General features: G+C 57.8%; 23 protein-coding genes and 1 tRNA gene. 20 read left to right on the forward strand and 4 right to left on the reverse strand.

The window, feature by feature from the left end:
• Positions 1–80: 80 nt before the first annotated feature.
• The 8 genes from V1572_RS07115 to V1572_RS07150 all read left to right on the forward strand — a co-directional run bounded on the left by V1572_RS07115 (position 81) and on the right by V1572_RS07150 (position 8311).
• Positions 81–157 (forward strand) — tRNA-Asp (locus V1572_RS07115).
• A 379-nt stretch (positions 158–536) separates the two neighbouring features.
• Positions 537–1256, forward strand: coding sequence for a FadR/GntR family transcriptional regulator (locus tag V1572_RS07120; RefSeq protein WP_045909857.1), 720 nt, complete (start codon positions 537–539; stop codon positions 1254–1256).
• Positions 1253–2266, forward strand: coding sequence for an ABC transporter ATP-binding protein (locus V1572_RS07125; RefSeq protein WP_262823420.1), 1014 nt, complete (start codon positions 1253–1255; stop codon positions 2264–2266). The genes V1572_RS07120 and V1572_RS07125 overlap by 4 nt, the downstream gene beginning before the upstream one ends.
• Positions 2263–3345 carry an ABC transporter ATP-binding protein gene (locus tag V1572_RS07130; protein ID WP_395299816.1) on the forward strand — a complete coding sequence of 361 codons (1083 nt, stop codon included), beginning with the start codon at positions 2263–2265 and terminating at the stop codon, positions 3343–3345. Before V1572_RS07125 ends, V1572_RS07130 begins: the two co-directional genes overlap by 4 nt.
• 2 nt (positions 3346–3347) lie before the next feature.
• Positions 3348–4862 carry an ABC transporter substrate-binding protein gene (locus V1572_RS07135; RefSeq protein WP_395299817.1) on the forward strand — a complete coding sequence of 505 codons (1515 nt, stop codon included), beginning with the start codon at positions 3348–3350 and terminating at the stop codon, positions 4860–4862.
• 18 nt (positions 4863–4880) lie between these two features.
• Positions 4881–5822, forward strand: coding sequence for an ABC transporter permease (locus tag V1572_RS07140; protein WP_008500268.1), 942 nt, complete (start codon positions 4881–4883; stop codon positions 5820–5822).
• A 2-nt stretch (positions 5823–5824) separates the two neighbouring features.
• Complete coding sequence (locus tag V1572_RS07145) at positions 5825–6700, forward strand: ABC transporter permease (protein WP_395299818.1); 876 nt, start codon at positions 5825–5827, stop codon at positions 6698–6700.
• A gap of 9 nt (positions 6701–6709) precedes the next feature.
• Positions 6710–8311, forward strand: coding sequence for a gamma-glutamyltransferase family protein (locus V1572_RS07150; RefSeq protein WP_262805496.1), 1602 nt, complete (start codon positions 6710–6712; stop codon positions 8309–8311).
• A 57-nt stretch (positions 8312–8368) separates the two neighbouring features.
• On the opposite strand, the gene V1572_RS07155 is transcribed toward V1572_RS07150, so the two are convergent.
• Together V1572_RS07155 and fadE are read right to left on the reverse strand one after the other, a co-directional pair.
• Positions 8369–9139 (reverse strand): amidohydrolase, encoded by a 771-nt coding sequence (locus tag V1572_RS07155; protein ID WP_045909852.1) that lies wholly within the window; start codon positions 9137–9139, stop codon positions 8369–8371.
• Positions 9140–9247: 108 nt separating this feature from the next.
• Positions 9248–11692: an acyl-CoA dehydrogenase FadE gene (gene fadE, locus V1572_RS07160; RefSeq protein ID WP_395299819.1), complete on the reverse strand. Its 2445-nt coding sequence runs from the start codon at positions 11690–11692 to the stop codon at positions 9248–9250.
• 239 nt (positions 11693–11931) lie between these two features.
• On the opposite strand from fadE, the gene lpcA reads away from it, so the two are divergent.
• Together lpcA and V1572_RS07170 are read left to right on the forward strand one after the other, a co-directional pair.
• The gene (gene lpcA / locus V1572_RS07165; protein WP_021242877.1) at positions 11932–12510 is read left to right on the forward strand and encodes a D-sedoheptulose 7-phosphate isomerase; all 579 of its coding nucleotides are present in this window, start codon (positions 11932–11934) and stop codon (positions 12508–12510) included.
• Positions 12511–12567: 57 nt separating this feature from the next.
• Positions 12568–13335, forward strand: a complete 768-nt coding sequence (locus V1572_RS07170; RefSeq protein WP_008500262.1) for a class II glutamine amidotransferase — start codon at positions 12568–12570, stop codon at positions 13333–13335.
• On the opposite strand, the gene dpaA is transcribed toward V1572_RS07170, so the two are convergent.
• Complete coding sequence (gene dpaA, locus V1572_RS07175) at positions 13306–14046, reverse strand: peptidoglycan meso-diaminopimelic acid protein amidase (protein WP_045909850.1); 741 nt, start codon at positions 14044–14046, stop codon at positions 13306–13308. The genes V1572_RS07170 and dpaA overlap by 30 nt on opposite strands.
• 298 nt (positions 14047–14344) lie before the next feature.
• Between dpaA and V1572_RS07180 the strand changes: the two genes are divergently transcribed.
• From V1572_RS07180 to dinB, 8 genes are all read left to right on the forward strand, one after another.
• Complete coding sequence (locus tag V1572_RS07180) at positions 14345–15688, forward strand: Na(+)-translocating NADH-quinone reductase subunit A (RefSeq protein WP_395299820.1); 1344 nt, start codon at positions 14345–14347, stop codon at positions 15686–15688.
• 3 nt (positions 15689–15691) lie between these two features.
• On the forward strand, positions 15692–16927 hold the full coding sequence (locus tag V1572_RS07185) for an NADH:ubiquinone reductase (Na(+)-transporting) subunit B (protein WP_395299821.1): 1236 nt from the start codon (positions 15692–15694) through the stop codon (positions 16925–16927).
• Positions 16920–17714 carry a Na(+)-translocating NADH-quinone reductase subunit C gene (locus V1572_RS07190; protein ID WP_395299822.1) on the forward strand — a complete coding sequence of 265 codons (795 nt, stop codon included), beginning with the start codon at positions 16920–16922 and terminating at the stop codon, positions 17712–17714. The genes V1572_RS07185 and V1572_RS07190 overlap by 8 nt, the downstream gene beginning before the upstream one ends.
• Entirely contained in the window at positions 17707–18345 is a 639-nt protein-coding gene (locus V1572_RS07195; protein WP_395299823.1) for an NADH:ubiquinone reductase (Na(+)-transporting) subunit D, read from the forward strand. Before V1572_RS07190 ends, V1572_RS07195 begins: the two co-directional genes overlap by 8 nt.
• A gap of 6 nt (positions 18346–18351) precedes the next feature.
• Positions 18352–18948, forward strand: coding sequence for an NADH:ubiquinone reductase (Na(+)-transporting) subunit E (nqrE, locus tag V1572_RS07200; RefSeq protein ID WP_023334613.1), 597 nt, complete (start codon positions 18352–18354; stop codon positions 18946–18948).
• A 10-nt stretch (positions 18949–18958) separates the two neighbouring features.
• Positions 18959–20182 (forward strand): NADH:ubiquinone reductase (Na(+)-transporting) subunit F, encoded by a 1224-nt coding sequence (gene nqrF, locus V1572_RS07205; protein WP_395299824.1) that lies wholly within the window; start codon positions 18959–18961, stop codon positions 20180–20182.
• Positions 20182–20385 carry a (Na+)-NQR maturation NqrM gene (nqrM, locus tag V1572_RS07210; RefSeq protein ID WP_023615899.1) on the forward strand — a complete coding sequence of 68 codons (204 nt, stop codon included), beginning with the start codon at positions 20182–20184 and terminating at the stop codon, positions 20383–20385. The genes nqrF and nqrM overlap by 1 nt, the downstream gene beginning before the upstream one ends.
• 108 nt (positions 20386–20493) lie before the next feature.
• Complete coding sequence (gene dinB / locus V1572_RS07215; protein ID WP_048029970.1) at positions 20494–21552, forward strand: DNA polymerase IV; 1059 nt, start codon at positions 20494–20496, stop codon at positions 21550–21552.
• A gap of 76 nt (positions 21553–21628) precedes the next feature.
• Here the strand turns inward: dinB and pepD are convergent, their stop codons facing one another.
• Complete coding sequence (gene pepD, locus V1572_RS07220; protein ID WP_262781163.1) at positions 21629–23086, reverse strand: cytosol nonspecific dipeptidase; 1458 nt, start codon at positions 23084–23086, stop codon at positions 21629–21631.
• Positions 23087–23346: 260 nt separating this feature from the next.
• Here pepD and gpt point away from each other — a divergent pair, with 260 nt between their 5' ends.
• Together gpt and frsA are read left to right on the forward strand one after the other, a co-directional pair.
• Positions 23347–23805 (forward strand): xanthine phosphoribosyltransferase, encoded by a 459-nt coding sequence (gene gpt / locus V1572_RS07225; protein WP_003863205.1) that lies wholly within the window; start codon positions 23347–23349, stop codon positions 23803–23805.
• A gap of 104 nt (positions 23806–23909) precedes the next feature.
• A complete protein-coding gene (gene frsA / locus V1572_RS07230) occupies positions 23910–25154 on the forward strand; it encodes an esterase FrsA (protein ID WP_045909843.1) in 1245 nt (414 codons plus the stop codon).
• The last annotated feature ends 48 nt before the right edge of the window (positions 25155–25202 follow it).

A 25202-nucleotide genomic window follows, 5' to 3' on the forward strand; every position in this document is an offset into this window, starting at 1 on the left:
CGATTCAAAACGCGAGAAAAAGCGTTGACGAGATCGGAGGCGCACCGTAATATGCGCCTCGTTCCCCAAACGGGAACAGTGGAGCGGTAGTTCAGTCGGTTAGAATACCTGCCTGTCACGCAGGGGGTCGCGGGTTCGAGTCCCGTCCGTTCCGCCACTATTCAGAAGGCCTGAATCAGAAATGATTCAGGCCTTCGTCGTTTCAGCGTTCTGTAATCCCATACTCTCACTTATCGTTAACAAAAAGTTAATATCAATGGTGCAATTAATTAACAATTGCACGGTTGCAGTGCGTTATTTGCACTATCGTTGTGCATTTTGCCACCATGCCTCTCTTCAGAACTCATTCAGAATGTGTCTTTCTGTAAAAATAATTCACGCAGAATCATTTGGTTATCTCCCGCTTGCCAAAAAAATAGCGAACCAATTACGTATTGGTTTGGTTATTGCTTAATCATTAGCACGATAAGCTTCATTCCATATCAATAACTTATCGTTAATAAAAATAAAGCAATGATGAAAGCGAGCGAACCAATATGGAAAAACCGTCACGGTTTCTGGCCAATTCCAGCACCGCGCTTGAGCAGTTGCGCGGGCTAATCAACCAGCATGAGTCAACACCAGGCATTCCGCTGCCCACGGAACGTGAGCTGTCGGACACTCTCGGCGTAGGGCGACGTGAAGTCCGTCGTGCGCTGGACGTACTGGAAGAGGAGGGGCGTATCTGGCGTAAGCAGGGCAAAGGGACCTTTATCGGCCCGTCAGCACCTGTTGAACCGCTGGCCCTTCAGGGACTGGTGCAGCAAACCAACCTGCTGGAAGTGATGGAAGCTCGTCTTCAGCTTGAACCCGGCCTGGCCCGGCTTGCGGCACTGCGTGCCACCAGGGAAAACCTCGCGCTTATGCAGCGCATGCTGGAACGCATCGATAAGGTCAGCCCGGATGACCGCGATCTCAACGAACTCTGGGATAGCGCCTTTCACCGGGCAATTGCCGAGGCTGCGGGCAACCGTCTGATGCTCGGCCTGTTTGATGCGATTGATGCCGTCAGACGTGAACCGGGCTGGCAGCATCTGCGCGAATTAGCCCGCACGCCCGAACGTGTCGATAGCTATAACGACCACCATCACAAGATCATGGCGGCGATTATCCATCGCCAGCCTAATGAAGCTGCGGCCGCCATGCGCGAACACCTGCTCAGCCTGCAAACCGCCCTGATTCAGGCGATCCACCTTGAGGACGACTTCACGCCATGACGACAATCCCCTTTAAGGACGCCACCCCCGTACTGCAAGTCCAAAACCTCAACGTTACGTTCGCGGGCTCGCCGGTTAGCGTGCTTGACGGTATCTCATTGACCGTCAGGGCGGGCGAAACGCTGGCGCTGGTAGGAGAGTCCGGCTGCGGGAAAAGTATCACCTCACTGGCGCTGATGGGGTTACTGCCCGCCAGCGCACGGATCGTCAGCGGGGAGATGCAGTTTCGCCGCCACGATCTGCGCAAGCTCTCGCCGCGGGAATATGCCGATCTGCGCGGCAGCGAGCTGGCGATGATTTTCCAGGAGCCGATGACCTCGCTCAATCCGGCGTTTACGCTGGGCGATCAGCTGAGTGAAGCGGTCATGCGACACCAGGACGTTTCGCGCGCAGAGGCGATGAAGGTCGCGCTGCAGATCCTCGAGAAAGTGCAGATCCCGGCGGCAGAGATGCGTCTCAAGGCTTATCCTCACCAGCTTTCCGGCGGCATGCGCCAGCGCGTGATGATTGCTATGGCGCTGATTAACCATCCCAAATTGCTGATTGCCGACGAACCGACCACCGCGCTTGACGTCACCATCCAGGCGCAAATCCTCGCCTTGCTCAATACCTTGAAAGAGGAAACCGGCACGGCGGTGCTGATGATCACCCACGATTTAGGCGTGGTGGCCGAAGTGGCGCAGCAGGTGGCGGTAATGTATGCCGGACAGGTGGTAGAGCAGGGAAGCGTTGAGGCGATATTTGCCGATCCGCAGCACCCGTACACCATCGGCCTGATGGGGTCGATTCCCTCCCTTGGCGCACGTAAAGGCCCGCTTTCCACCATTCCCGGTTCGGTACCTCTGCCGGAATCCATGCCGAAGGGCTGTCGTTTTGCCACCCGCTGTCCGTTTGCGCAGGCGCGCTGCCATGATGAAAAACCGCAGCTCGCCACGCTCGGCGCGGGTCATCAGGTTGCCTGCTTCCGCGTGCCGCTCGAACACCACATCGCCCTGGGAGAGACCGCATGACCACGCCCATTCTTGAAGCTCGGGACCTCAGCAAGCTGTTCCCCGGTCCGAAAAAACTCTTTACCCCGGCCCGGTTTGTGACGGCGGTCGATCGCGTGTCGCTTGCCGTGATGCCGGGCGAAACGCTGGCGATTGTCGGCGAGTCCGGTTCCGGAAAATCCACGCTTGGCCGCCTTTTGCTGCGCCTGCTGGCCGCCAGCGAAGGGCGCGTATTTTATCAGGGGGAAGAAATCACCCACGCCTCGGGCGCGCGGCTCAATCAGCTCCGCCGCGAGCTGCAGATCATCTTCCAGGATCCCTTCGCCTCCCTGAACCCGCGCATGACGGTGGAGGAGATCGTCGGCGAGCCGCTGTGGCTGCACCAGAACATGAAGAAAGCGGACCGCCAGTACCGCGTTGCCGAGTTACTTAAAACCGTAGGCCTGCCCGCCGCCTGGGCCGGGCGCTACCCGCACGAGTTTTCCGGCGGGCAGCGCCAGCGTATTGGCATTGCGCGCGCGCTGGCCTCGGGACCGAAGCTGCTGCTGGGCGATGAGCCGGTATCCGCGCTGGATGTCTCCGTTCAGGCGCAGGTGGTCAATTTGCTGGAAAGCCTGAAGCACCAGCTGGGGCTGACGATGGTGATTGTCGCCCATGGTCTGGCGGTGATCCGCCACATGAGCGACCGCGTGGCGGTCATGTACCTCGGGCAAATCGTCGAGCTCGCCACCGTGGATGAGATCTTTGACGCGCCGCTGCATCCGTATACGCAGGCGCTGATTGCCTCGGCGCCGCAGATGCAGCCGGGCGCTGAACGCGACGCGCCGCTGCTGCAGGGGGACTTACCGAACCCTGCCAGCCCGCCGTCCGGCTGTCGTTTCCACACCCGCTGCCCGTACGTTACCGACGAATGCCGCCAGGTCCAGCCGATTAATCAGGTGCTCGACGGCGGGCGTCAGGTTGCCTGCCACCGCTGGCAGGAGATCAACCGCGATCGCAGCGTTATCCAGATCGCACCGCCATCCGCCGCTTTTCTGCGCCGCCGCGCGCTGTTTGAACACGCGGCCACCCACTCATCCCTTCCTTCAAGGAACTCATGATAATGACAATGCGTAATTCTCTTTTGACCGTACTGGGAAGTGTTATGTTGCTTGGCGCGGCGCTGCCCGCCCATTCTGAAAGCGTGCTGCGTATTGGCCTGGGGGCAGATCCGGACATGCTCGACCCGCACCTGGCGCGCACCTACTATGGCCGCTTCGTCTTTGCCTCCCTGTGCGACAGGCTGGTGGACGTGGATGAAAACCTGAAGGTCGTCCCCGGCCTGGCCAAAGACTGGACGTGGAGTGACGACGGTAAAACCCTGACGCTTAATCTGCGCGAAGGCGTGACCTTCCACGACGGTGAGAAATTCGATGCCGCTGCGGCAAAATACAACCTCGACCGCGCCCTGACCCTGAAAGGCTCCCTGCGTAAGAGCGAGATCTCCTCCGTTGAATCAGTCGAGGTCACCGGCCCGATGCAGATTGCGCTGCACCTGAAGACCCCCGATGCCGCGCTGCTGATGCAGCTCACCGACCGCGCGGGCGCGATGATGGCCCCTGAAACGGCGAAAAAGCCTGACTTTGCTGCCCATCCCGTCTGTTCTGGCCCGTATAAATTCGACAGCCGCGTATCTCAGGACCGCATTGTTCTGACCCGCTTCGACAACTACTGGAACAAAGACGCCTACCACTTCGACAAAATTATTTATCTGCCGATCCCGGATGCCTCCGTGCGCCTCGCGAACCTGCGCGCGGGCGATCTCGATCTGACTGAAGGGATTGCTGCCAGCGACGTGAAAACCGTCGAGGCCGACAGTAAGCTGGCGCTGGCGAAGGTAACGGGCCTGGGCTATCAGGGCATCACCTTCAACATCAACAACGGCAAGGTGCCGGCCAACGATCCGTTCAAAGATGCCCGCGTGCGCGAGGCTTTCTCGCAGGCTATCGACCGCGATGCGCTAAACCAGGTGGTCTTTGAAGGACTGTATACGCCAGCCAACCAGGCGTTTTCGACGGTCAGCCCGTATCACGTCAACCTGCCGGTCCCGCCGCGTGACGTCGACAAGGCCAAAGCGCTGCTCAAAGCGGCTGGCGTCAGCGCGCCGCTGACCGTCAACCTGCTGGTGCCGAACAACCCCACCTCACAGCAGGTGGGGCAGGTGCTGCAGGCGATGGTCGCCGAGGCGGGCTTTAACCTGAACCTGCAGATGACCGAGTTCGCCACGCTGCTGGACCGCCAGCAGAGCGGGGACTATCAGCTGAGCTTCTCCGGCTGGTCGGGGCGCCCGGATCCGGACGGCAGCATCTACGGCTTTATCAACAGCAAAGGCACCCTGAACGACGGCCGCTACAGCAATGCGCAGGTCGATGAGTGGCTGACCCAGGCGCGCCAGAGCACCGACCAGGCTGCGCGCCAGCCGCTGTACGACAAGGTGGTGAAACAGCTGCAAACGGATATGCCGATTGCCTACCTCTACTTCGAGCCGCGTATTTTTGGCCTGAACAAAAGCGTGCAGGGCTTTAAGCCGTACCCGGACGGCATCGTACGTCTGGCTGGCTTAACGCTGGCGAAATAACCGTCCTGAGGAGAGCCCATGCTGGAACTGATTTGCAAACGTCTGCTGCTGGCCGTCCCGACGCTACTGCTGGTGAGCATGATGGTGTTTGGGCTGCAAAAGCTGCTGCCCGGCGACCCGCTGATCGCCATGGCCGGCGAGGAGCGCGACCCGGCAGTTATCGCTCAGCTGCGCGCGGAGCTGAACCTCGATGCGCCGATCCCCGTGCAGTATTTCCACTGGCTGACGCGGGCGCTGCAGGGCGATCTGGGCGTCTCCTTACGCACGCATGAGCCGGTGACGCAGCTGATTGCCAGCAAGCTGCCGGTGACGCTGGAGCTGTCGCTGCTGGCGATGATTATCGCGCTGGTGTTTGGCATCAGCATGGGGATCCTCGCGGCGGTGAACAAAAACAGCTGGGTCGATCACGGGGCGAACTTCGTGGCGATCTCGGGGATCTCGATCCCGCACTTCTGGCTGGGGATCCTGCTGATTCTGGTCTTCTCGGTGAACCTGCAATGGCTCCCCGCGTCCGGCTATGTGCCGTTCAGCGAAGATCCGCTTCAGAACCTGCGCACGCTGCTGCTGCCCGCGTCCGTGCTCGGAACGGGCCTCGCGGCAACGCTGATGCGCCATACCCGCGCCTCGATGATTGCCGTGCTGAAAGCGGATTACATCCGCACCGCGCGGGCGAAAGGGCTACTGCCGAAAGCGGTGATCCTGAAGCACGCCTTTCGCAACGCGCTGGTGCCGGTAATTACTCTCACCACGTTGCTGTTTGGCGAGCTGCTGGGCGGCGCGGTGCTGACCGAGCAGGTTTTCACCATTCCGGGCTTTGGCAAGATGATCGTCGACTCGGTTTTCAACCGTGACTATGCGGTGGTGCAGGGTGTGGTGCTGATCGTGGCGATCGGTTTCCTGATGCTGAACCTGCTTGCCGACGTGCTCTACGTCCTCATCAACCCGAAAATGCGAGGTTAACCATGGCAGAACTGACGACGCAAACCGTTGTGCCTGCGCTGCCGGGGGTGCAAAACCGGGTGCTGAAGAAATTCCTCGGCAATAAAAGCGCGGTCATTGGCGCGGCGGTGGTGGGCTTCTTTGTACTGGTGGCGCTGCTGGCGCCGTGGATCGCCCCGTTCGATCCGGTCAAGGCCAACTTCCTGGCGGTGCGCAAAGCGCCGTCGGCGATGTACTGGTTCGGCACCGACGAGCTGGGGCGCGATATCCTGTCCCGCATTATCTGGGGGGCGCGCACCTCGCTGATGGCGGGCTGCTTGTCTGTGGTAATTGCCGTGGTTATCGGCGTACCGCTGGGGCTGGTGGCGGGCTACTTCCAGAAGATGTGGGACGGCGTCATCTCGCGCGTGATCGAGGCGCTGCTGGCCTGCCCGTTCCTGATCATGGCGATCGCGCTGGGGGCATTTTTAGGCCCGAGCCTGACCAACGCGATGATCGCCATCGGTCTTTCGGCGATGCCGATCTTCGCCCGCCTGACGCGCGGGCAGGTGATCGCCATTCGCAACGAAGAGTATATCGACGGCGCGCGGGCAATTGGCCTGCCGGATCGCTGGATCATCATTAAGTACGTCCTGCCCAACGTGATGTCGCCGATCCTGGTGCAGGCCACGCTGGCCATTGCCTCGGCGATAATCGCTGAAGCCAGCCTGTCGTTCTTGGGGCTGGGACAGCAGCCGCCCAATCCGTCCTGGGGCTCTATGCTCAACACCGCCAAAGGTTTTCTTGAGCAGGCCCCGTGGATGTCCATTTTCCCCGGCGTGGCGATTTTCCTTGCCGTGCAGGGCTTTAATTTACTCGGCGACGGGCTGCGCGATGCGCTCGATCCGCGCCATGACTAAGGAGTCATGATGACCAAAGCGCTTGATTTTACGTCCGGTTACGATTCACGCCGCCCGCCGATGCTGGGCCATAACGCCGTTGCGACGTCTCAGCCGCTGGCGGCGCAGGCGGGAATGAAGATGCTGCAGCTGGGGGGAAATGCCGTGGATGCGGCCATTGCCACCGCGATGGCGCTGACGGTGGTCGAGCCGACCGGCAACGGGATCGGCAGCGACGCCTTTGCCATCGTCTGGGACGGTGAAAAGCTGCACGGCCTGAACGCGTCCGGTCGTTCGCCTGCGAGCTGGCATGCGGATCTGTTTGCCGGAAAAACCGCAGTGCCGGAAATCGGCTGGGACGCGGTGACCGTGCCGGGCGCGGTATCCGGCTGGGTCGCCCTGGCGGAACGCTTCGGCACGCTGCCGCTGACCACGCTGGCGCAGCCCGCCATTGACTACGCGCGCAACGGTTTCCCGGTCTCCCCGCTGATTGGGCATCTCTGGCAGCGCGGCTATCACAAGCTGAAAGATCAGCCGGGCTTCAGCGCCTGCTTCGCGCCGGAAGGCCGCGCCCCGCGCGTGGGGGAGATCTTCCGTAACCCGGCGCAGGCAAACTCGCTGGAGCTGATTGCGAAAACTAACGGCGACGCCTTTTACCGCGGCGAGCTGGCGCAGAAAATTGCCGCCTTCGCCAAAGAACATGGCGCGCACCTGACGGCTGAGGATCTGGCCAACCATCGCGTGGACTGGGTAGAGCTGCTGTCGCGCGACTTCGCGGGCGGTTCGGTGCAGGAGCTCCCGCCTAACGGTCAGGGGATCGCCACGCTGATTGCGCTCGGCATTCTTGAGCAGTGCGGCATTGAGAAGCATCATCCGGATTCCGTGCAGTCTCTGCATCTCTCCATTGAGGCGATGAAGCTGGCGCTGGCGGATCTCGACCGCTACGTGGCGGACGAAGAACACATGGCGTTCGCGGCAAAAGAGCTGCTGAGCGACCATTATCTGAAGTCACGTGCGGCGCTGATCAACCACGACAGCGCGTCTGATTTTGTCTACGGTTCCCCGACGCAGAGCGGCACGGTCTACATCAGCACCGCGGACGCCAGCGGGATGATGGTCTCGTTTATTCAGTCCAACTATATGGGCTTCGGTTCAGGCATTGTGGTGCCGGATACCGGGATCAGCCTGCAAAATCGGGGCTGCGGATTTGTGCTGGATCCTGAGCACCCGAACGCGCTGGCGGGCAGCAAGCGCCCGTTCCATACCATCATTCCGGGCTTTGCGATGGACGGCAACGGCCAGCCGCTGATGTCCTTTGGTGTGATGGGCGGCCCGATGCAGGCGCAGGGGCACATGCAGATGGCGCTGCGCATCATGCTGCACGGGCAAAACCCGCAGGCCGCAATCGATGCGCCGCGCTGGCGCGTGGTGCAGGGCAGGGAGGTGATCGTTGAATCGACGTTCGATCGCAACACGATTGCCGCTCTGCGCGAGCGCGGGCATCAGATCGTGGTGGAAGATCCGCTTCAGGATTACAACTTCGGAGGCGCGCAGGTGATTTACCGCCTGCCGGAAGGACACTACGTGGCCGCGACGGAAAGCCGCAAGGACGGGCAGGCGCTGGTGAGTTAAAAGAAGCGAGCAACATTGGTAGGCCGGGTAAGGCGTAGCAGCCACCCGGCTTTTTTTTCACTCAATGCTAAAAGGATCCGCATCCTGCCACGCCGGAAACTTCTCCCGGTACTCCTTCAGCGCCGTTAACGATAATTCGGCATCAATACGCGTCGCCTGATGCGGCTCGGCGGTGGCGATGATCTCGCCCTGCGGATTCACCACCCGGCTGTCGCCGCGATAGTGATGCCCGTTGCCGTCCGTCCCCACGCGGTTGCAGCCCACCACGTACGCCTGGTTCTCAATCGCGCGCGCCACCAGCAGCGATTGCCAGTGCAGGGAGCGCGGTGCAGGCCAGTTGGCAACATACAGCGCCAGGTCGTAATCGTTGCGGTTACGCGACCACACCGGGAAACGCAGATCGTAGCAGACCAGCGGCAGAATACGCCAGCCGCGCCATTCGAACACCACGCGCTCGTTACCGGCCTCATAGTGATGATGCTCATCCGCCATGCGGAACAGGTGGCGTTTATCGTAAAAATGCACGTTCCCTTCCGGCTCCACCAGCAGGAAGCGGTTCACCGGCCCGCGTTCGGTCTGCAGGGCGGCGCTGCCGGCGATCAGCGCATTAGTCTGCTGCGCTTTGGCGTGCATCCAGGCGACCACCTCATCCTGAGGCATTGACTGTTTTGCCGCTTCCATGGCGAAGCCGGTGGTGAACATTTCCGGCAGGACAATCACATCACGCCCGGTAATGTCTTCCAGTTGGCGATCAAAGTGGCGCAGGTTGGCGGGGCCATCCATCCACACTAAAGGTTGCTGCAAAATAGAAATCTTCAGACCAGGCACAATTCAGACTCCTCAAACGACCACTTTTTGACACTGTAGCACGACATAACGAGAAAATGTGGCAATAAAAAACCCCGCGCGAGGCGGGGTTTGTAAAAGCGAAACGCGTTATGCCGCTTCAGGTTTGCGGTGCTTCTCCGGCAGCTTTACCGGCTGCGTCGCCAGCTCATCCGGTTCGAAATCATCCACGTTAATGCTGCGCAGACGGCTCTCTTCGGCTTTCACCAGCAGAGCGGCCTCATCTTTACTGATAATGCCACCGGCCAGCGCCTGTTTTGCCAGTTCGTCCAGACGGGTAAACGGCAGGTTTTTGCCCAGCTGTTTACAGATCTTCTGGTGAATCGGATCGGCGGCCATCACGTCAAGCAGCGCCTCTTCCAGCAGACCCACCGGGTTATGCGGCGTCGGCGCCAGATACTGACCGCGACCGATGCGGGAGCGGGTTGCGCTCGGAACCTGCAGGATCTTCGCCACTTTGTGGTCCAGCTTGTCGGACGGCGCCAGATGGTGACGACCGGTCGGGAAGATCACCGCGCGCAGGGCGCCTGCCACGAAGCGGTTCGGGAAGTTCGCCAGCAGATCGTCAATCGCCTGTTCAGCCTGATACAACGCATCCTGCACGCCCCAGTGCACCAGCGGCAGATCCGCTTCCTGACGGCCTTCATCGTCGTAACGTTTCAGGACCGCAGAGGCCAGGAAGATCTGGCTCAGCACATCGCCCAGACGGGCAGAGATACGTTCGCGACGCTTCAGGCTGCCGCCCAGCACCGCCATGGAAACGTCAGACAGCAGGGCCAGGTTGGCGCTCAGACGGTTCAGATGCTGATAATAACGTTTAGTTGCATCGCCGGTCGGCGTGGCGCTGGTAAGGCCGCGCGTCAGGCCCAGCCAGAAGCTGCGCACCTTGTTGCTGCCCACGTGACCGATATGTTTGAACAACAGCTTATCGAAGGCATCCACGTCGTTGTTCTGCGCAGCGGCCATCTCTTCCAGCACGTAAGGATGGCAACGAATTGCGCCCTGACCGAAGATCATCATGCTGCGGGTCAGGATGTTTGCCCCTTCCACGGTGATGGCAATCGGTGCGCCCTGATAGCCGCGCGCCAGGAAGTTGCCTTCGCCGAGCATAATGCCTTTACCGCCTGCAATATCCATCGCGTCAATGATTGACTGCTGCGCGCGGTGGGTGCAGTGGTACTTCACAATGGCGGACAGTACGGCCGGTTTTTCGCCCAGCATAATGCCGTAGGTAATCAGCGTGGCGGCGGCATCCATCAAGTAGGCGTTGCCCGCGATACGCGCCAGTGGCTCTTCGATACCTTCCATCTTGCCGATGGAGATTTTGAACTGACGGCGGATGTGCGCGTAGGCACCAATCCCCATCGCCACCGACTTCAGACCGCCGGTTGAGTTTGACGGCAGGGTAATGCCGCGGCCCACCGACAGACATTCCACCAGCATACGCCAGCCCTGACCGGCCATTTTCGGACCGCCGATGATGTAGTCAATCGGCACAAAGATATCCTGGCCGCGGGTCGGACCGTTCTGGAACGGCACGTTCAGCGGGAAGTGACGACGACCAATCTCGACGCCTGGGGTAGAGGTCGGGATCAGTGCACAGGTAATGCCCAGATCTTCTTCGCCGCCCAGCAGTTTTTCCGGGTCAGAGAGCTTAAAGGCCAGACCCAGCACGGTGGCGATAGGGGCCAGCGTGATATAACGCTTGTTCCAGGTCAGGCGCATGCCCAGCACCTGCTCGCCCTGCCACTCGCCCATGCAGACCACGCCGGTATCCGGAATCGCGCCCGCATCGGAGCCTGCTTCCGGGCTGGTCAGCGCGAAGCAAGGGATTTCCTGACCGCGTGCCAGACGCGGCAGGTAGTGATCTTTTTGCTCTTCCGTACCGTAATGCTGCAGCAGTTCGCCCGGGCCTAAGGAGTTAGGCACGCCAACGGTAATCGCCAGGATCCCGGAAACGCCTGCCAGCTTTTGCAGCACGCGAGCCTGAGCGTAAGCGGAGAACTCCAGACCGCCGTACTCTTTCTTAATGATCATCGCGAAGAAGCGATGCTCTTTCAGGTACGCCCACAGTTCTGGCGGTAGATCGGCCATTTCATGGGTGATAGCAAAGTCGTTCGCCATACGGCAGGCTTCTTCTACCGGGCCGTCAATAAACGCCTGTTCTTCCGCGGTCAGACGCGGCTGCGGGTAGTTATGCAGCTTTTTCCAGTCCGGATTGCCCTGGAACAGGTCACCTTCCCACCAGGTGGTGCCCGCATCAATCGCCTCTTTTTCAGTGCGCGACATTGGCGGCATCACTTTGCGGAAACCTTTGAACACCGGTGCAGAGATCATTGATTTACGCATCGGGGCAAAGTTAAACGGCAGAAGGATGATGGCAAGAGGGACTAAAAGCCAGATATTCCAGAGACCTGCGACGCCAAGCGCAGCCGTCCAGGCCAGAAGAATCAGGCTGCTCAGGAATAAACTTACGCGGTGATAGAACAACACACCGAGCAGAACAACGGTTGCGAGAATGCTCAAAATCATCATAAAGAAAAGCTCCCTTGCTTGTAGGAGGTCTGACCACTTGTGATGATATGGTTGTAGTTGATGTTATTTCCTTTAGCAATGTGTTTACAAAATAATTACAACCTGGTTCACATTGTTCGCGTTTTACCCGGCACGAAAAAGCAAAACGCCGGACGTTTCGCATGGCTTTAGCTTCTCGCTTTTCGCGCTATCCGGTACACTCCACTGTGTTATTTCATCAATACTGAAGGATTATCCTCATGTACCAGGATCTTATTCGTAACGAACTGAACGAAGCGGCGGAAACGCTGGCTAACTTTCTGAAAGATGATGCCAATATTCACGCTATTCAGCGCGCTGCGGTCCTGCTGGCCGACAGCTTCAAAGCGGGTGGCAAAGTGCTCTCCTGCGGTAACGGTGGCTCTCACTGTGACGCGATGCACTTCGCAGAAGAGCTGACCGGTCGCTATCGCGAAAACCGCCCGGGCTACCCGGCGATTGCGATTTCCGACGTGAGCCACATCTCCTGCGTAGGCAACGACTTCGGTTACGACCACATCTTCTCTCGCTACGTTGAAGCGGTAGGCCGTGAAGGCGACGTGCTGCTGGGGATTTCTACCTCCGGCAACTCCGGTAACGTGATCAAAGCGATCGCCGCCGCGCGTGAAAAAGGGATGAAAGTCATCACCCTGACGGGTAAAGATGGCGGTAAGATGGACGGTACGGCGGATGTTGAAATTCGCGTTCCGCACTTCGGTTATGCTGACCGCATTCAGGAAATTCACATCAAAGTGATCCACATCCTGATCCAGCTGATCGAAAAAGAGATGGCTAAGTAAGACTTCGCGGGGGGCATATCCATTTGGGCGCTGCCCCCGCTGTTGTGGAGGTGATGTATGTGCGAACTGCTCGGGATGAGCGCGAATGTGCCAACCGATATCTGCTTTAGTTTCACCGGGCTGGTGCAGCGCGGTGGAGGAACCGGGCCGCATAAAGACGGCTGGGGCATCACCTTCTACGAAGGTAAAGGGTGTCGCACGTTCAAAGATCCACAGCCCAGCTTTAACTCACCGATTGCCAAACTGGTGCAGGACTATCCCATCAAGTCCCGCTCGGTGATCGCCCACATTCGCCAGGCTAACCGCGGCGAAGTGGCGCTGGAAAATACCCATCCGTTTACCCGCGAGCTGTGGGGCCGTAACTGGACCTATGCGCACAATGGGCAACTCACGGGCTATAAGTCGCTGGAAACGGGCAATTTCCGCCCGGTTGGCGAAACCGACAGCGAAAAAGCCTTCTGCTGGCTGCTGCACAAGCTGACGGAGCGCTATCCCCGTACGCCAGGCAACATGGCTGCCGTGTTTAAATACATCGCGACGCTGGCGACCGAGCTACGTGAAAAAGGCGTGTTCAACATGCTGCTCTCTGATGGCCGCTATGTGATGGCGTTCTGCTCGACGAATCTGTTCTGGATCACCCGCCGTGCGCCGTTTGGCGTGGCGACGCTGCTGGATCAGGATGTGGAGATAGACTTTCAGAAGGAGACCACACCGAACGATGTGGTCACTGTTATTGCAACGCAGCCGCTGACGGGCAACGAAACCTGGCAAAAGATTATGCCAGGCGAGTGGGTGCTATTTTGTCTCGGGGACCGTGTAATTTGACGCCAGCTGTGGATGGACGACTTCGTGGCTCAGCGGTTTGCTGACCACGTAACGGCCATCTACGATAGAGACCACCGGTGGCTTGTGGGTCTGCTCAAAGTAGTCATAACCCGGCTTCAGCTGTTGCCAGAAATCCGCGTAGTATGAGTACTTGTGACGTGCCATGTTGGCGTCAGTCATGCGGAACGGATAGATGCTGACCTGTACGCTAGGCTGCCCAAAGACCAGCGCGCCGGTCACAAACTGGAAGATCTCATCAATGCCGGAATCGGTCATCGCATAACAGCCGATAGACACGCAGGCACCGTGGATCATCAGGTATTTACCTTCATAACCGTGCGCACGGTCATAGGCATTCGGGAAGCCGATGTTAATGGCTTTATAGAAGCGGCTGTCAGGCTTGAGCTGGCTGCGCTGAACGTTGTAGAACCCTTCCGGACTTTTGAAGTCGCCCTGACGTTGTTTTGGCCCCAGTCCGCCGGAGTAGTTACAAATTTTGTAACTATCAAGCAGCTGATAGGTCTCGCCCATCTTCACATACAGATCGAGAGTGCGTTCTTCCTTGAAGATTTGAATATAAACCGGCGATCCCATTAACTGCTGTTTATATTCCTTGCTGACCGGTGTCGTTGAGCTATTACTGCTGAGCAGTCCGGCAAACGACATGCACGGAATCAGAAGCATCGCAATGAACAATGCGATTTTACGCATACTACTAGTTCCTTGATAAAACCATGACCAACTTGCCAGGACGGCAAAAGAGACCCGAAATCAGATTATTCTGTTAGGAGCGCTCACATTAGCACCGCTATAGATTTTCGCAAGAGCCGGGCGGTGAGTTTACAAATTAGTTTTACTTTATAAACCATCAAAATCGCGATGGCTCCAGGAACTTTGCGCATTAGCTCGCAATTTAGCGCGCGCGACGGCGGTTTCCCTGCCCGCGAGAAGGGGAAAATGTTACACTTCGCGGCCACTGGATTGTTGTTCATGGAAACCTGCTAACCACATGTTTAAAATAAAAAAAGGACTTGATCTGCCGATTGCAGGCGTGCCCGCGCAGCACGTTTCGACAGGCGCACGTGTCCGTCATGTCGCCATTGTGGGCGACGATTACCTGGGAATGCGACCTTCTATGCTGGTACAGGAAGGCGATCGCGTGATCACAGGACAGGCGCTCTTTGAGGACAAAAAAAATCCCGGCGTGATGTTCACGGCCCCCGCAAGTGGCACCGTTGTGGCGATTAACCGTGGCGAACGACGCGTTCTGCAGTCTGTGGTTATCCGCATTGAAGGCAACGAACAGCGTGAATTCGCCCATTACGATGCCGCAGACCTCGCGTCGCTGAGCCGTGACGCTGTTCAGGCTCAACTTCTGGCATCCGGTTTATGGACCGCGCTTCGTACCCGTCCCTTCAGCAAATCCCCTGTGCCGGGCACGGAACCGGCCGCGATTTTTGTCACGGCAATGGACACCAACCCGCTCAGCGTGGACCCGCAGCCGGTTATCCTGGCGCAGCGCAAAGCCTTTGATGCCGGGCTGACCGTGTTAACCTGCCTGACGTCGGGGAAAGTCCACGTTTGCCAGGCCGGCGGCGGCAAGCTCGGCGGACATCCGCAGGGGCAGGTCACGTTTAATGCGTTTGCGGGCCCGCATCCGGCGGGTCTGGTTGGAACGCACATCCACTTTCTTGAGCCGGTAAGCCTGGCGAAACAGGTCTGGCACCTTAATTATCAGGACGTCATCGCCATCGGAAAGCTCTTCACCACCGGTGAGCTGTGCGCGGAACGCGTCATCGCCATCGGCGGGCCGCAGGCGGTAAACCCGCGTCTGGTGAAAACGCTGATTGGCGCGGATATCAATGAACTGCTGAACGACGAAACCAAAGCGGGCGAAAACCGACTGATTTCCGGTTCGGTTCTCAGTGGCCGCCAGGCCGTGCAGGCGCACGCCTATCTGGGGCGTTTCCATTTGCAGGTCAGCATTGTGCAGGAAGGACGCGACAAAGAGCTGTTCGGCTGGGTGCTGCCCGGTGCGGAAAAATACTCCGTTACCCGGACCACGCTGGGCCACTTCCTGCGTAACAGGCTGTTTAACTTCTCGACCACTACGCACGGCGGCGAGCGCGCTATGGTCCCGATTGGCAACTACGAGCGCGTCATGCCGCTGGATATTCTTCCGACCATGCTGTTGCGCGATCTGCTCGCCGGTGACACCGACAGCGCGCAGGCGCTGGGCTGCCTGGAACTGGACGAAGAAGATCTGGCGCTCTGTACCTATGTCTGTCCGGGAAAATACGAATATGGACCGGTATTGCGCGAGGTGTTAACCCGCATTGAGCAGGAAGGATAACCGATGGGCTTAAAACACCTCTTTGAAAAAATGGAGCCGCACTTTACCGAAGGGAAGCTCAAAAAGTACTACCCGCTGTATGAAGCAACGGCGACCATTTTCTATACGCCGGGTCTGGTGACGAAGGGGGCGGCGCACGTTCGTGACGCCATCGACCTTAAACGGATGATGATTCTGGTGTGGTTTGCAGTCTTCCCGGCGATGTTCTGGGGGATGTACAACGTCGGTTTGCAGACCCTTCCGGCGCTGTACCACATGTACGATGCGCAGCAGCTGGCGCAGGTGCTTCAGTCTGACTGGCACTACCGCCTGGCCCAGTCGTTAGGGGTGAACTTTGCGCCAGACGCGGGCTGGATCAGCATGATGACGCTGGGCGCGGTGTTCTTCCTGCCGATTTACCTCACGGTATTTATCGTGGGTGGCTTCTGGGAAGTGCTGTTCGCCATCATCCGTAAACATGAGATCAACGAAGGTTTCTTCGTGACCTCGATTCTGTTTGCCCTGATTGTCCCGCCAACCTTACCGCTCTGGCAGGCGGCGCTGGGCATCAGCTTTGGCGTGGTCATTGCTAAAGAAATTTTCGGCGGCACCGGGCGGAACTTCCTCAACCCGGCGCTGGCGGGACGAGCGTTCCTCTTCTTTGCCTATCCGGCGCAAATATCAGGCGATCTGGTCTGGACGGCGGCAGACGGTTTTTCCGGTGCGACGCCGCTTTCACAGTGGGCGGCACACGGCGGCGAAACTCTGGTGAACAACGCGACGGGTCAGCCCGTGACCTGGTTTGATGCCTTTATTGGCAACATTCCCGGCTCTATCGGTGAAGTCTCGACGCTGATGATTTTGCTTGGCGGGGCGATCATCCTGTTTGGGCGCGTGGCCTCCTGGCGGATTGTTGCAGGCGTGATGATCGGCATGGTGCTGACCGCCACGATGTTCAACCTTATCGGTTCGTCCACTAACCCGATGTTCTCCATGCCCTGGTACTGGCATCTGGTGCTGGGGGGCTTCGCGTTCGGCATGATGTTCATGGCGACGGATCCCGTCTCGGCCTCGTTTACCGATAAAGGTAAATGGAGCTATGGCGTGCTCATTGGCGCGATGTGTGTCCTAATCCGCGTGGTCAACCCGGCGTATCCGGAAGGGATGATGCTGGCGATTCTGTTTGCCAATCTGTTTGCGCCACTTTTCGATTACCTGGTGGTGCGGGCCAACATCAAGCGGAGGAAGGCGCGTGGCTGAAGTCAAAAATAACGACAGCATCAGCAAAACGCTGCTGGTGGTGCTGGTGCTCTGTCTGGTCTGCTCCATTGTCGTGGCCGGTTCTGCCGTGGGGTTAAAACCCCTGCAGCAGGAGCAACGTGCCCTGGATAAACAGCGCAACATTCTGGCCGTGGCCGGACTGATGCAGGAGGGGATGAGCGCAGATGAGGTTTCGGCCGTCTTTGCCGAACGAATTTCCGCGCGTCTGGTGGATTTAAAAACAGGCCAGCTGCTGGATAAAGACCCGGCAACCTTCAACCAGGCGCTGGCGCTGAAAGATCCGCAGATGAGCCTGACGCTCGAGGCATCGCAAGACCCTGCCGGGATTAAGCGCCGCAGCAATCTCGCCGAAATTTACCTGGTGCGTGACCCCCAAAAACGCATTCAGGAAGTGGTGCTTCCTGTCTACGGCAACGGCCTGTGGTCAATGATGTATGCCTTTGTGGCCCTTGATACGGATGGCCGCACCGTTAAAGGCATTACGTATTATGACCAGGGCGAAACGCCGGGGCTGGGCGGCGAAGTGGAAAACCCGAACTGGCGGGCACAGTTTATCGGCAAGAAAGTGCTCGACGATAACGGTCTGCCTGCGCTGAAGGTGATGAAAGGAGCGGCACGTCCCGGTGACGACTACGCGGTCGACGGGCTTTCCGGCGCCACGCTCACCTCAAACGGCGTGCAGCACAGTTTTGATTTCTGGATGGGCGAGCTGGGCTTTGGTCCTTTCCTGAAAAACGTACGTGAAGGAGCGCTGAACAATGGCTGATACCGGTGAACTGAAAGAAGTGAAAAAGGTGCTCATTGGCCCACTGCTCGCCAATAACCCGATCACGCTGCAGGTGCTGGGCGTCTGTTCAGCCCTGGCGGTGACGACCAAGCTGGAAACGGCGATGGTAATGACGTTGGCCGTCACGCTGGTTACGGCGTTTTCGAGCATGTTTATCTCGATGATCCGCCACCACATTCCCAACAGTGTGAGGATCATCGTGCAGATGGCGATCATCGCCTCGCTGGTGATCGTGGTCGATCAGCTGCTGCGCGCCTTCGCCTATGAAACCTCCAAACAGCTCTCGGTGTTTGTCGGGCTAATTATCACCAACTGTATCGTCATGGGGCGTGCGGAAGCCTACGCCATGAAAATGCCGCCGCTGGCGAGCTTTATGGACGGTATCGGCAACGGCCTCGGCTACGGCGCGATCCTGCTGACCGTGGGGTTCCTGCGAGAGCTGATTGGCAGCGGCAAGTTGTTTGGCATCCCAGTGCTGGACACGGTGCAAAACGGCGGATGGTATCTGCCAAACGGCCTGTTCCTGCTGGCCCCTAGCGCATTTTTCATTATCGGTTTGTTGATCTGGCTGATTCGTACGTTGAAACCAGAACAGCAGGAAAAGGAGTAACCGACGATGGCTCATTACCTGAGTTTGTTTGTGCGCGCGGTGTTTGTTGAAAACATGGCGCTCGCGTTTTTCCTCGGCATGTGTACGTTCCTTGCTGTGTCTAAAAAGGTCTCCACGGCATTTGGCCTGGGCGTGGCGGTCACCGTTGTGTTGGGGCTTTCGGTTCCGATTAACAATCTGGTGTACAACTTCGTGCTGCGGGATGGCGCGCTGGTGGAAGGGGTTGATCTCAGCTTCCTGAACTTCATTACCTTTATCGGGGTGATCGCGGCGCTGGTGCAAATCCTGGAGATGATCCTCGATAAGTACTTCCCTTCACTCTACAACGCGCTGGGGATCTTCCTCCCGCTGATCGCGGTGAACTGCGCCATCTTCGGCGGCGTCTCGTTTATGGTTCAGCGTGATTACAACTTCAGTGAATCCGTGGTGTACGGTTTCGGCTCCGGTATCGGCTGGATGCTGGCGATTGTCACCATGGCGGGGATCCGCGAGAAAATGAAATATGCCAACGTGCCTGCTGGCCTGCGTGGCTTAGGGATCACCTTTATCACCACCGGGCTGATGGCGCTGGGCTTTATGTCCTTCTCCGGTGTGCAGCTATAAGGGCTAACAGATGGAAATTATTCTTGGCGTGGTGATGTTCACGCTGATCGTACTGGTGCTGTCAGGACTCATTCTGGCGGCGCGGGCGAAGCTGGTGAATTCCGGCGACGTGGTGATTGATATTAACGACGATCCGCAGAATCAGATCCGCACGCCTGCGGGAGATAAACTGCTCAATACGCTCTCCGGTAACGGTATTTTTGTCTCCTCAGCCTGCGGCGGCGGCGGCTCCTGCGGGCAGTGCCGCGTGACGGTAAAAGAGGGCGGTGGCGATATTCTGCCCACCGAGCTGGCGCATATCACGAAGCGTGAGGCAAAAGAGGGCTGCCGTCTGGCCTGCCAGGTCGCGGTGCGTCAGAACATGAAGATTGAACTGCCGGAAGAGATTTTCGGCGTCAAAAAATGGGAATGTGAAGTTATCTCTAATGATAACAAAGCCACCTTTATCAAAGAGCTGAAGCTGCGCGTACCGGAAGGGGAAGATGTCCCGTTCCGCGCCGGCGGATACATTCAGATTGAGTGTCCTGAGCATACCGTGGCATATGCGGACTTCGACGTTCCGCAGGCGTACCGTGCCGACTGGGACAAATTCAATCTCTTCCGCTTTGTATCAGAGGTAAAAGAGCCGACGCTGCGCGCCTACTCGATGGCCAACTACCCGGAGGAGAAGGGCATTATCATGCTCAACGTGCGTATCGCCACGCCGCCACCGAATGTGCCGTATGCGCCGCCGGGCGTGATGTCGTCATACATCTGGTCTCTGAAGCCGGGAGATAAGGTAACTATCTCCGGTCCGTTCGGGGAGTTCTTCGCGAAAGATACCGACGCGGAGATGGTCTTTATCGGCGGCGGTGCCGGTATGGCCCCGATGCGCTCGCACATTTTTGACCAGCTCAAGCGCCTCGGCAGCAAGCGTAAAATCAGCTTCTGGTACGGGGCTCGCTCGCTGCGCGAAATGTTCTACGACGATGAGTTTGAACAGCTGGCACGTGAAAACCCGAACTTTACCTTCCACGTGGCGCTTTCCGATCCGCAGCCGGAAGATAACTGGACGGGCTATACGGGGTTCATCCACAACGTGCTGTATGAAAACTACCTCAAACAGCACCCGGCGCCCGAGGACTGCGAGTTCTATATGTGTGGTCCGCCGATGATGAACGCCGCCGTGATTAAGATGCTGAAAGATCTCGGCGTCGAAGATGAGAACATCATGCTTGATGACTTTGGAGGCTGATGATGCTGACGTTTCTGGCAACCTTTGTGGTTTTTGTGCTTGTCATCTTCGGCATGTCGTTAGGCTGGATCGTTAAGCGGAAAAGCATTCAGGGCAGCTGCGGCGGTATTTCCTCCATTGGTATGGAGAAGGTCTGCGACTGCCCGGAACCGTGCGACGCCCGCAAAAAACGCATGGCGCGCGAGCAGCAGCGCATTATTTAAGTTTTTGTAGGCCGGGTAAGGCAACGCCGCCACCCGGCATTCTTACATCTGCTTCTCAATCCTCATTTATTTACTGTATACTTATCCAGTGATGAGTGAGGGCTTACTATGCGCAAAATAATCCATGTTGATATGGACTGCTTTTTTGCCGCAGTGGAGATGCGAGACAACCCGGCGCTGCGGGATATTCCCATCGCCATTGGCGGCAGCCGCGTTCAGCGTGGTGTCATCAGCACCGCCAACTATCCCGCGCGCAAATTTGGCGTGCGAAGCGCCATGCCGACGGCGATGGCCTTAAAGCTTTGCCCTCATCTCACGCTTCTGCCCGGGCGGTTCGACGCCTATAAAGAGGCTTCCCTTCATATTCGGGAAATCTTCTCCCGCTATACCTCTCTGATAGAGCCGCTGTCGCTGGACGAAGCCTATCTGGATGTGACCGACAGCGTGCACTGCCACGGCTCCGCCACCCTGATGGCGCAGGAGATCCGCCAGACGATTTTCAACGAGCTGAATCTGACGGCATCGGCGGGTGTGGCGCCCGTTAAATTCCTTGCCAAAATCGCTTCGGATTTAAATAAGCCCAACGGCCAGTACGTCATTACGCCGGAAGAGGTGCCTGCATTTTTAAAAACGCTGCCGCTCGGCAAAATTCCCGGCGTCGGTAAAGTCTCCGCCGCAAAGCTGGAAAGCATGGGGTTACGCACCTGCGAAGACGTACAGCGAAGCGATCTCGCGATGCTGCTTAAGCGCTTCGGGAAGTTTGGCCGCGTGCTGTGGGAGCGCAGCCAGGGGATTGACGATCGCGATGTGAACAGCGAACGGCTGCGGAAATCCGTCGGCGTTGAGCGTACCCTCATTGAAGATATTCATGACTGGTCCGAGTGCGAATCTATTATCACGGAACAACTCTACCCGGAGCTGGAGCGACGCTTAAGCAAGGTAAAACCGGACCTGCTCATCGCCCGTCAGGGCATCAAGCTCAAATTCAACGATTTCCAGCAGACCACGCAGGAACATGTCTGGCCGCGTTTGAATAAAGACGATCTTATCGCGACGGCAAAAAAGGCATGGGAAGAGCGACGAGGTGGGCGAGGGGTGAGGCTGGTGGGATTGCACGTCACGCTGCTGGATCCGCAGTTAGAGCGACAGCTGGTATTGGGATTGTAAAAAAGCCCGGTGCGCTACGCTTACCGGGCCTGGGTTTTTCACCCTATTCCACAGGAAGAGGGTTGGGATGAAGATGTTACTTAGCAGGGATCGCTTTCAGCAGTTCAGTCAGCAGCGTCCAGTAGTGACCGACGCTTTCGATATGAACCTGCTCATCCGGCGAGTGCGGACCGGTAATGGTTGGCCCGATAGATACCATGTCCATGTCCGGGTACGGTTTCTTGAACAGACCGCATTCCAGACCCGCGTGGATCACCTGAATGTTCGGCGTGCTGTTGAACAGACGCTGATAGGTTTCACGCACCAGCGCCATCACCGGAGAGCTTGCATCCGGCTGCCAGCCCGGGTAGCTGCCTTTGGCTGAGGTTTTTGCTCCCGCCAGCGTGCCCAGAGATTCCAGCATGCTCACCACATACTCTTTACCACTGTCGATAAGGGAGCGGATCAGGCAGATGATCTCCGCGCTGTCGTCGCTCATGGTTACTACGCCCACGTTAAGTGAGGTTTCCACCACGCCTTTCGCCACGTCAGAGTTGCGGATCACGCCGTTTGGCGTCGCGTTCAGCAGCTGAACGAAGGTGTCACGAGACTTCGCGGTCAGCGCGGTTTTATCCGTGGAGACGGATTCCAGCACCACGGTCAGGTTCTTCTCTTTCGCCGACAGTTCGTTTTTCAGGATATCCAGGTACACGGTGGAGAGTTTTTTCAGCTCGTCGGCTTTTGCCGCTGGCACTGCCACGGTGGCGAAGGCTTCGCGTGGGATCGCGTTGCGCAGGGTACCGCCGTTGAAGTCTACCAGACGCAGATCCAACTCGGCCGCATGGCCTGCCAGGAAGCGTGCCAGCAGCTTGTTGGCGTTGCCCAGACCCAGATGAATATCACCGCCGGAGTGGCCGCCTTTCAGACCTTTCAGCGTCAGCTTGAAGGTCTGGAAACCGGCAGGAATCGCTTCGCGTGACAGCGGCAGGGTAGAGATGAAATCAATTCCGCCCGCGCAGCCCATGTAGATCTCGCCTTCTTCTTCGGAGTCGGTGTTGATCAGGATATCCGCCTGCAGCCAGTTCGCCTGCAGACCGAACGCCCCGTCCATGCCCGCTTCTTCGGTCATGGTCAGCAGCACTTCCAGTGGACCGTGCTCAACGCTGTCGTCAGCCAGCACGGCCAGCGCAGAGGCCATACCGATGCCGTTATCCGCGCCCAGGGTGGTGCCGCGCGCTTTCACCCAGTCGCCGTCGATGTACGGCTGAATCGGGTCTTTGGTGAAGTCGTGAACGGTGTCGTTGTTCTTCTGTGGCACCATGTCCAGGTGCGCCTGCAGCACAACCGGTTTACGGTTTTCCATGCCTGCGGTGGCGGGTTTGCGGATCAGAATGTTGCCAACCTGGTCACGTTCCGCATGCAGACCTTTTTCCTTCGCCCAGCCCATAATATGTTCGGCAAGCTGTTCTTCATGGTAGGAAGGGTGTGGAATGGAGCAGATTTTGGCAAAAATATCCCACAGCGGCTGCGGAGATAGTTGAGACAGTTCAGACACGATAAGTCTCCTTGTCGAGGCGCTGCAAACAGGGTTGCAGGTCACAGGGTTAGCAGGTTAATAGTTACCACAAGTCAGGCTTGCGAGATGAATCTGAGAATACCACTTTCTCTGCTGGCTGGTAGCATAAAGCATGTAAAAACTCAGGCTGAGGGCGCTAAACACTGGTTTTTAGTGCGTCAGATCTCTATAATCTCGCGCAACCTATTTCCCCCTCGAACACTTTTTAAGCCGTATAAAAACAGGCTGGGACACTTCACATGAGCGAAAAATACGTCGTCACCTGGGACATGTTGCAGATTCACGCACGCAAACTGGCTGCGCGTCTGATGCCTTCCGAACAGTGGAAAGGCATTATTGCCGTCAGCCGTGGCGGTCTGGTACCGGGGGCGCTGCTGGCACGTGAGCTGGGTATTCGTCATGTCGATACCGTCTGCATCTCCAGCTATGACCATGATAACCAGCGTGAGCTGAAAGTGCTGAAACGCGCGGAAGGCGACGGTGAAGGTTTCATCGTTATTGATGACCTGGTGGATACCGGTGGTACTGCGGTGGCTATCCGTGAAATGTATCCGAAAGCCCATTTCGTCACTATCTTCGCGAAACCTGCTGGTCGCCCGCTGGTTGACGATTACGTGATTGATATCCCGCAGGATACCTGGATTGAACAGCCATGGGATATGGGCGTGGTCTTCGTACCGCCGATTTCAGGCCGTTAATACCAGTACGTAACTTTACACGCCCGGCTATGCCGGGCGTTGTTCTTTTTGGCCTGCCACGCGTTACAATAGTCTTCATATGACGTATTCATGGAGGCAACGCAATGACGCAGGCGAATCTCACCGAGACACTTTTCAAACCCCGTTTCAAACACCCTGAAACGTCGACGCTGGTGCGTCGCTTTAATCCGGGGACCCAGCCTGCCGTCCAGTCCGCGTTAGACGGTAAAAACGTGCCCCACTGGTATCGTATGATTAACCGCCTGATGTGGGTCTGGCGCGGTATCGATCCTCGTGAAATCCTTGATGTGCAGGCGCGTATCGTGATGAGTGAAGCCGAGCGTACCGACAGCGAACTCTATGATACGGTGGTGGGGTACCGGGGGGGAAACTGGATCTACGAGTGGTCTAAACAGGCGATGCTCTGGCAGCAAAAAGCGACCCAGGAAGAGGATGCCACGCGCAGCGGCAAGCACTGGCTGCATGCGGCCAATCTCTACGCCATTGCCGCGTATCCACATCTGAAAGGTGATGAGCTGGCTGAGCAGGCACAGGCGCTGGCGAATCGCGCTTACGAAGAGGCGGCACAACGCCTGCCGGGCCAGATGCGCGAACTCGAGTTTACCATTCCGGGTGGGTCATCCATTACCGGGTTCCTGCATATGCCTGAAGGTGAAGGTCCGTTCCCGACCGTCCTCATGTGCGGGGGGCTGGATTCGTTGCAGATCGATTATTACAGCCTGTATGAGCGTTACTTCGCACCAAAAGGGATCGCGATGCTGACGCTGGATATGCCCTCAATCGGCTTCTCCTCCAAATGGAAACTGACTCAGGATTCCAGCCTGCTGCACCAGCATGCGCTAAAAGCGCTGGAAAACATTCCGTGGGTTGACCACACCCGCGTGGCGGCATTTGGCTTCCGCTTTGGCGCAAACGTCGCGGTGCGTCTGGCTTATCTTGAATCCTCCCGCCTGAAAGCCGTCGCTTGTCTTGGTCCGGTCGTTCACGCCCTGCTCAGCGATCCCGCCCGCCAGGGGAGCGTGCCTGAAATGTACCTTGATGTGCTGGCCAGCCGTCTTGGCATGCATGATGCATCAGACGAAGCGCTGCGCGTGGAGCTCAATCGCTACTCGTTAAAAACGCAAGGGTTGCTGGGACGTCGTTGCCCAACGCCGATGCTGTCAGGTTTCTGGAAAAACGATCCGTTCAGTCCGGAAGAAGAGTCGCGCTTAATCACGTCGTCATCTGCGGATGGCAAACTGCTTGAGGTGCCGTTCAGCCCGGTCTATCAGAATTTCGATAAAGCTCTGAAAGAGATTACGCGCTGGATCGCTCAGAGATTGTGTTAATAGATTGCTAAATTTCGCTGGTTTGGTAAAACAGTGGCTTCACAAAAG

The sequence above is a fragment of the Enterobacter quasiroggenkampii genome (genome assembly GCF_043972695.1).
GTDB classification, from domain to species: domain Bacteria; phylum Pseudomonadota; class Gammaproteobacteria; order Enterobacterales; family Enterobacteriaceae; genus Enterobacter; species Enterobacter quasiroggenkampii.

Coding starts and splice junctions, on each gene's coding strand:
- V1572_RS07120 (WP_045909857.1), top strand. CDS start 537: ATGGAAAAACCGTCACGGTTTCTGGCCAATTCCAGCACCGCGCTTGAG.
- V1572_RS07125 (WP_262823420.1), top strand. CDS start 1,253: ATGACGACAATCCCCTTTAAGGACGCCACCCCCGTACTGCAAGTCCAA.
- V1572_RS07130 (WP_395299816.1), top strand. CDS start 2,263: ATGACCACGCCCATTCTTGAAGCTCGGGACCTCAGCAAGCTGTTCCCC.
- V1572_RS07135 (WP_395299817.1), top strand. CDS start 3,348: ATGACAATGCGTAATTCTCTTTTGACCGTACTGGGAAGTGTTATGTTG.
- V1572_RS07140 (WP_008500268.1), top strand. CDS start 4,881: ATGCTGGAACTGATTTGCAAACGTCTGCTGCTGGCCGTCCCGACGCTA.
- V1572_RS07145 (WP_395299818.1), top strand. CDS start 5,825: ATGGCAGAACTGACGACGCAAACCGTTGTGCCTGCGCTGCCGGGGGTG.
- V1572_RS07150 (WP_262805496.1), top strand. CDS start 6,710: ATGACCAAAGCGCTTGATTTTACGTCCGGTTACGATTCACGCCGCCCG.
- fadE (WP_395299819.1), bottom strand. CDS start 11,692: ATGATGATTTTGAGCATTCTCGCAACCGTTGTTCTGCTCGGTGTGTTG.
- lpcA (WP_021242877.1), top strand. CDS start 11,932: ATGTACCAGGATCTTATTCGTAACGAACTGAACGAAGCGGCGGAAACG.
- V1572_RS07170 (WP_008500262.1), top strand. CDS start 12,568: ATGTGCGAACTGCTCGGGATGAGCGCGAATGTGCCAACCGATATCTGC.
- dpaA (WP_045909850.1), bottom strand. CDS start 14,046: ATGCGTAAAATCGCATTGTTCATTGCGATGCTTCTGATTCCGTGCATG.
- V1572_RS07180 (WP_395299820.1), top strand. CDS start 14,345: ATGTTTAAAATAAAAAAAGGACTTGATCTGCCGATTGCAGGCGTGCCC.
- V1572_RS07185 (WP_395299821.1), top strand. CDS start 15,692: ATGGGCTTAAAACACCTCTTTGAAAAAATGGAGCCGCACTTTACCGAA.
- V1572_RS07195 (WP_395299823.1), top strand. CDS start 17,707: ATGGCTGATACCGGTGAACTGAAAGAAGTGAAAAAGGTGCTCATTGGC.
- nqrE (WP_023334613.1), top strand. CDS start 18,352: ATGGCTCATTACCTGAGTTTGTTTGTGCGCGCGGTGTTTGTTGAAAAC.
- nqrF (WP_395299824.1), top strand. CDS start 18,959: ATGGAAATTATTCTTGGCGTGGTGATGTTCACGCTGATCGTACTGGTG.
- nqrM (WP_023615899.1), top strand. CDS start 20,182: ATGATGCTGACGTTTCTGGCAACCTTTGTGGTTTTTGTGCTTGTCATC.
- dinB (WP_048029970.1), top strand. CDS start 20,494: ATGCGCAAAATAATCCATGTTGATATGGACTGCTTTTTTGCCGCAGTG.
- gpt (WP_003863205.1), top strand. CDS start 23,347: ATGAGCGAAAAATACGTCGTCACCTGGGACATGTTGCAGATTCACGCA.
- frsA (WP_045909843.1), top strand. CDS start 23,910: ATGACGCAGGCGAATCTCACCGAGACACTTTTCAAACCCCGTTTCAAA.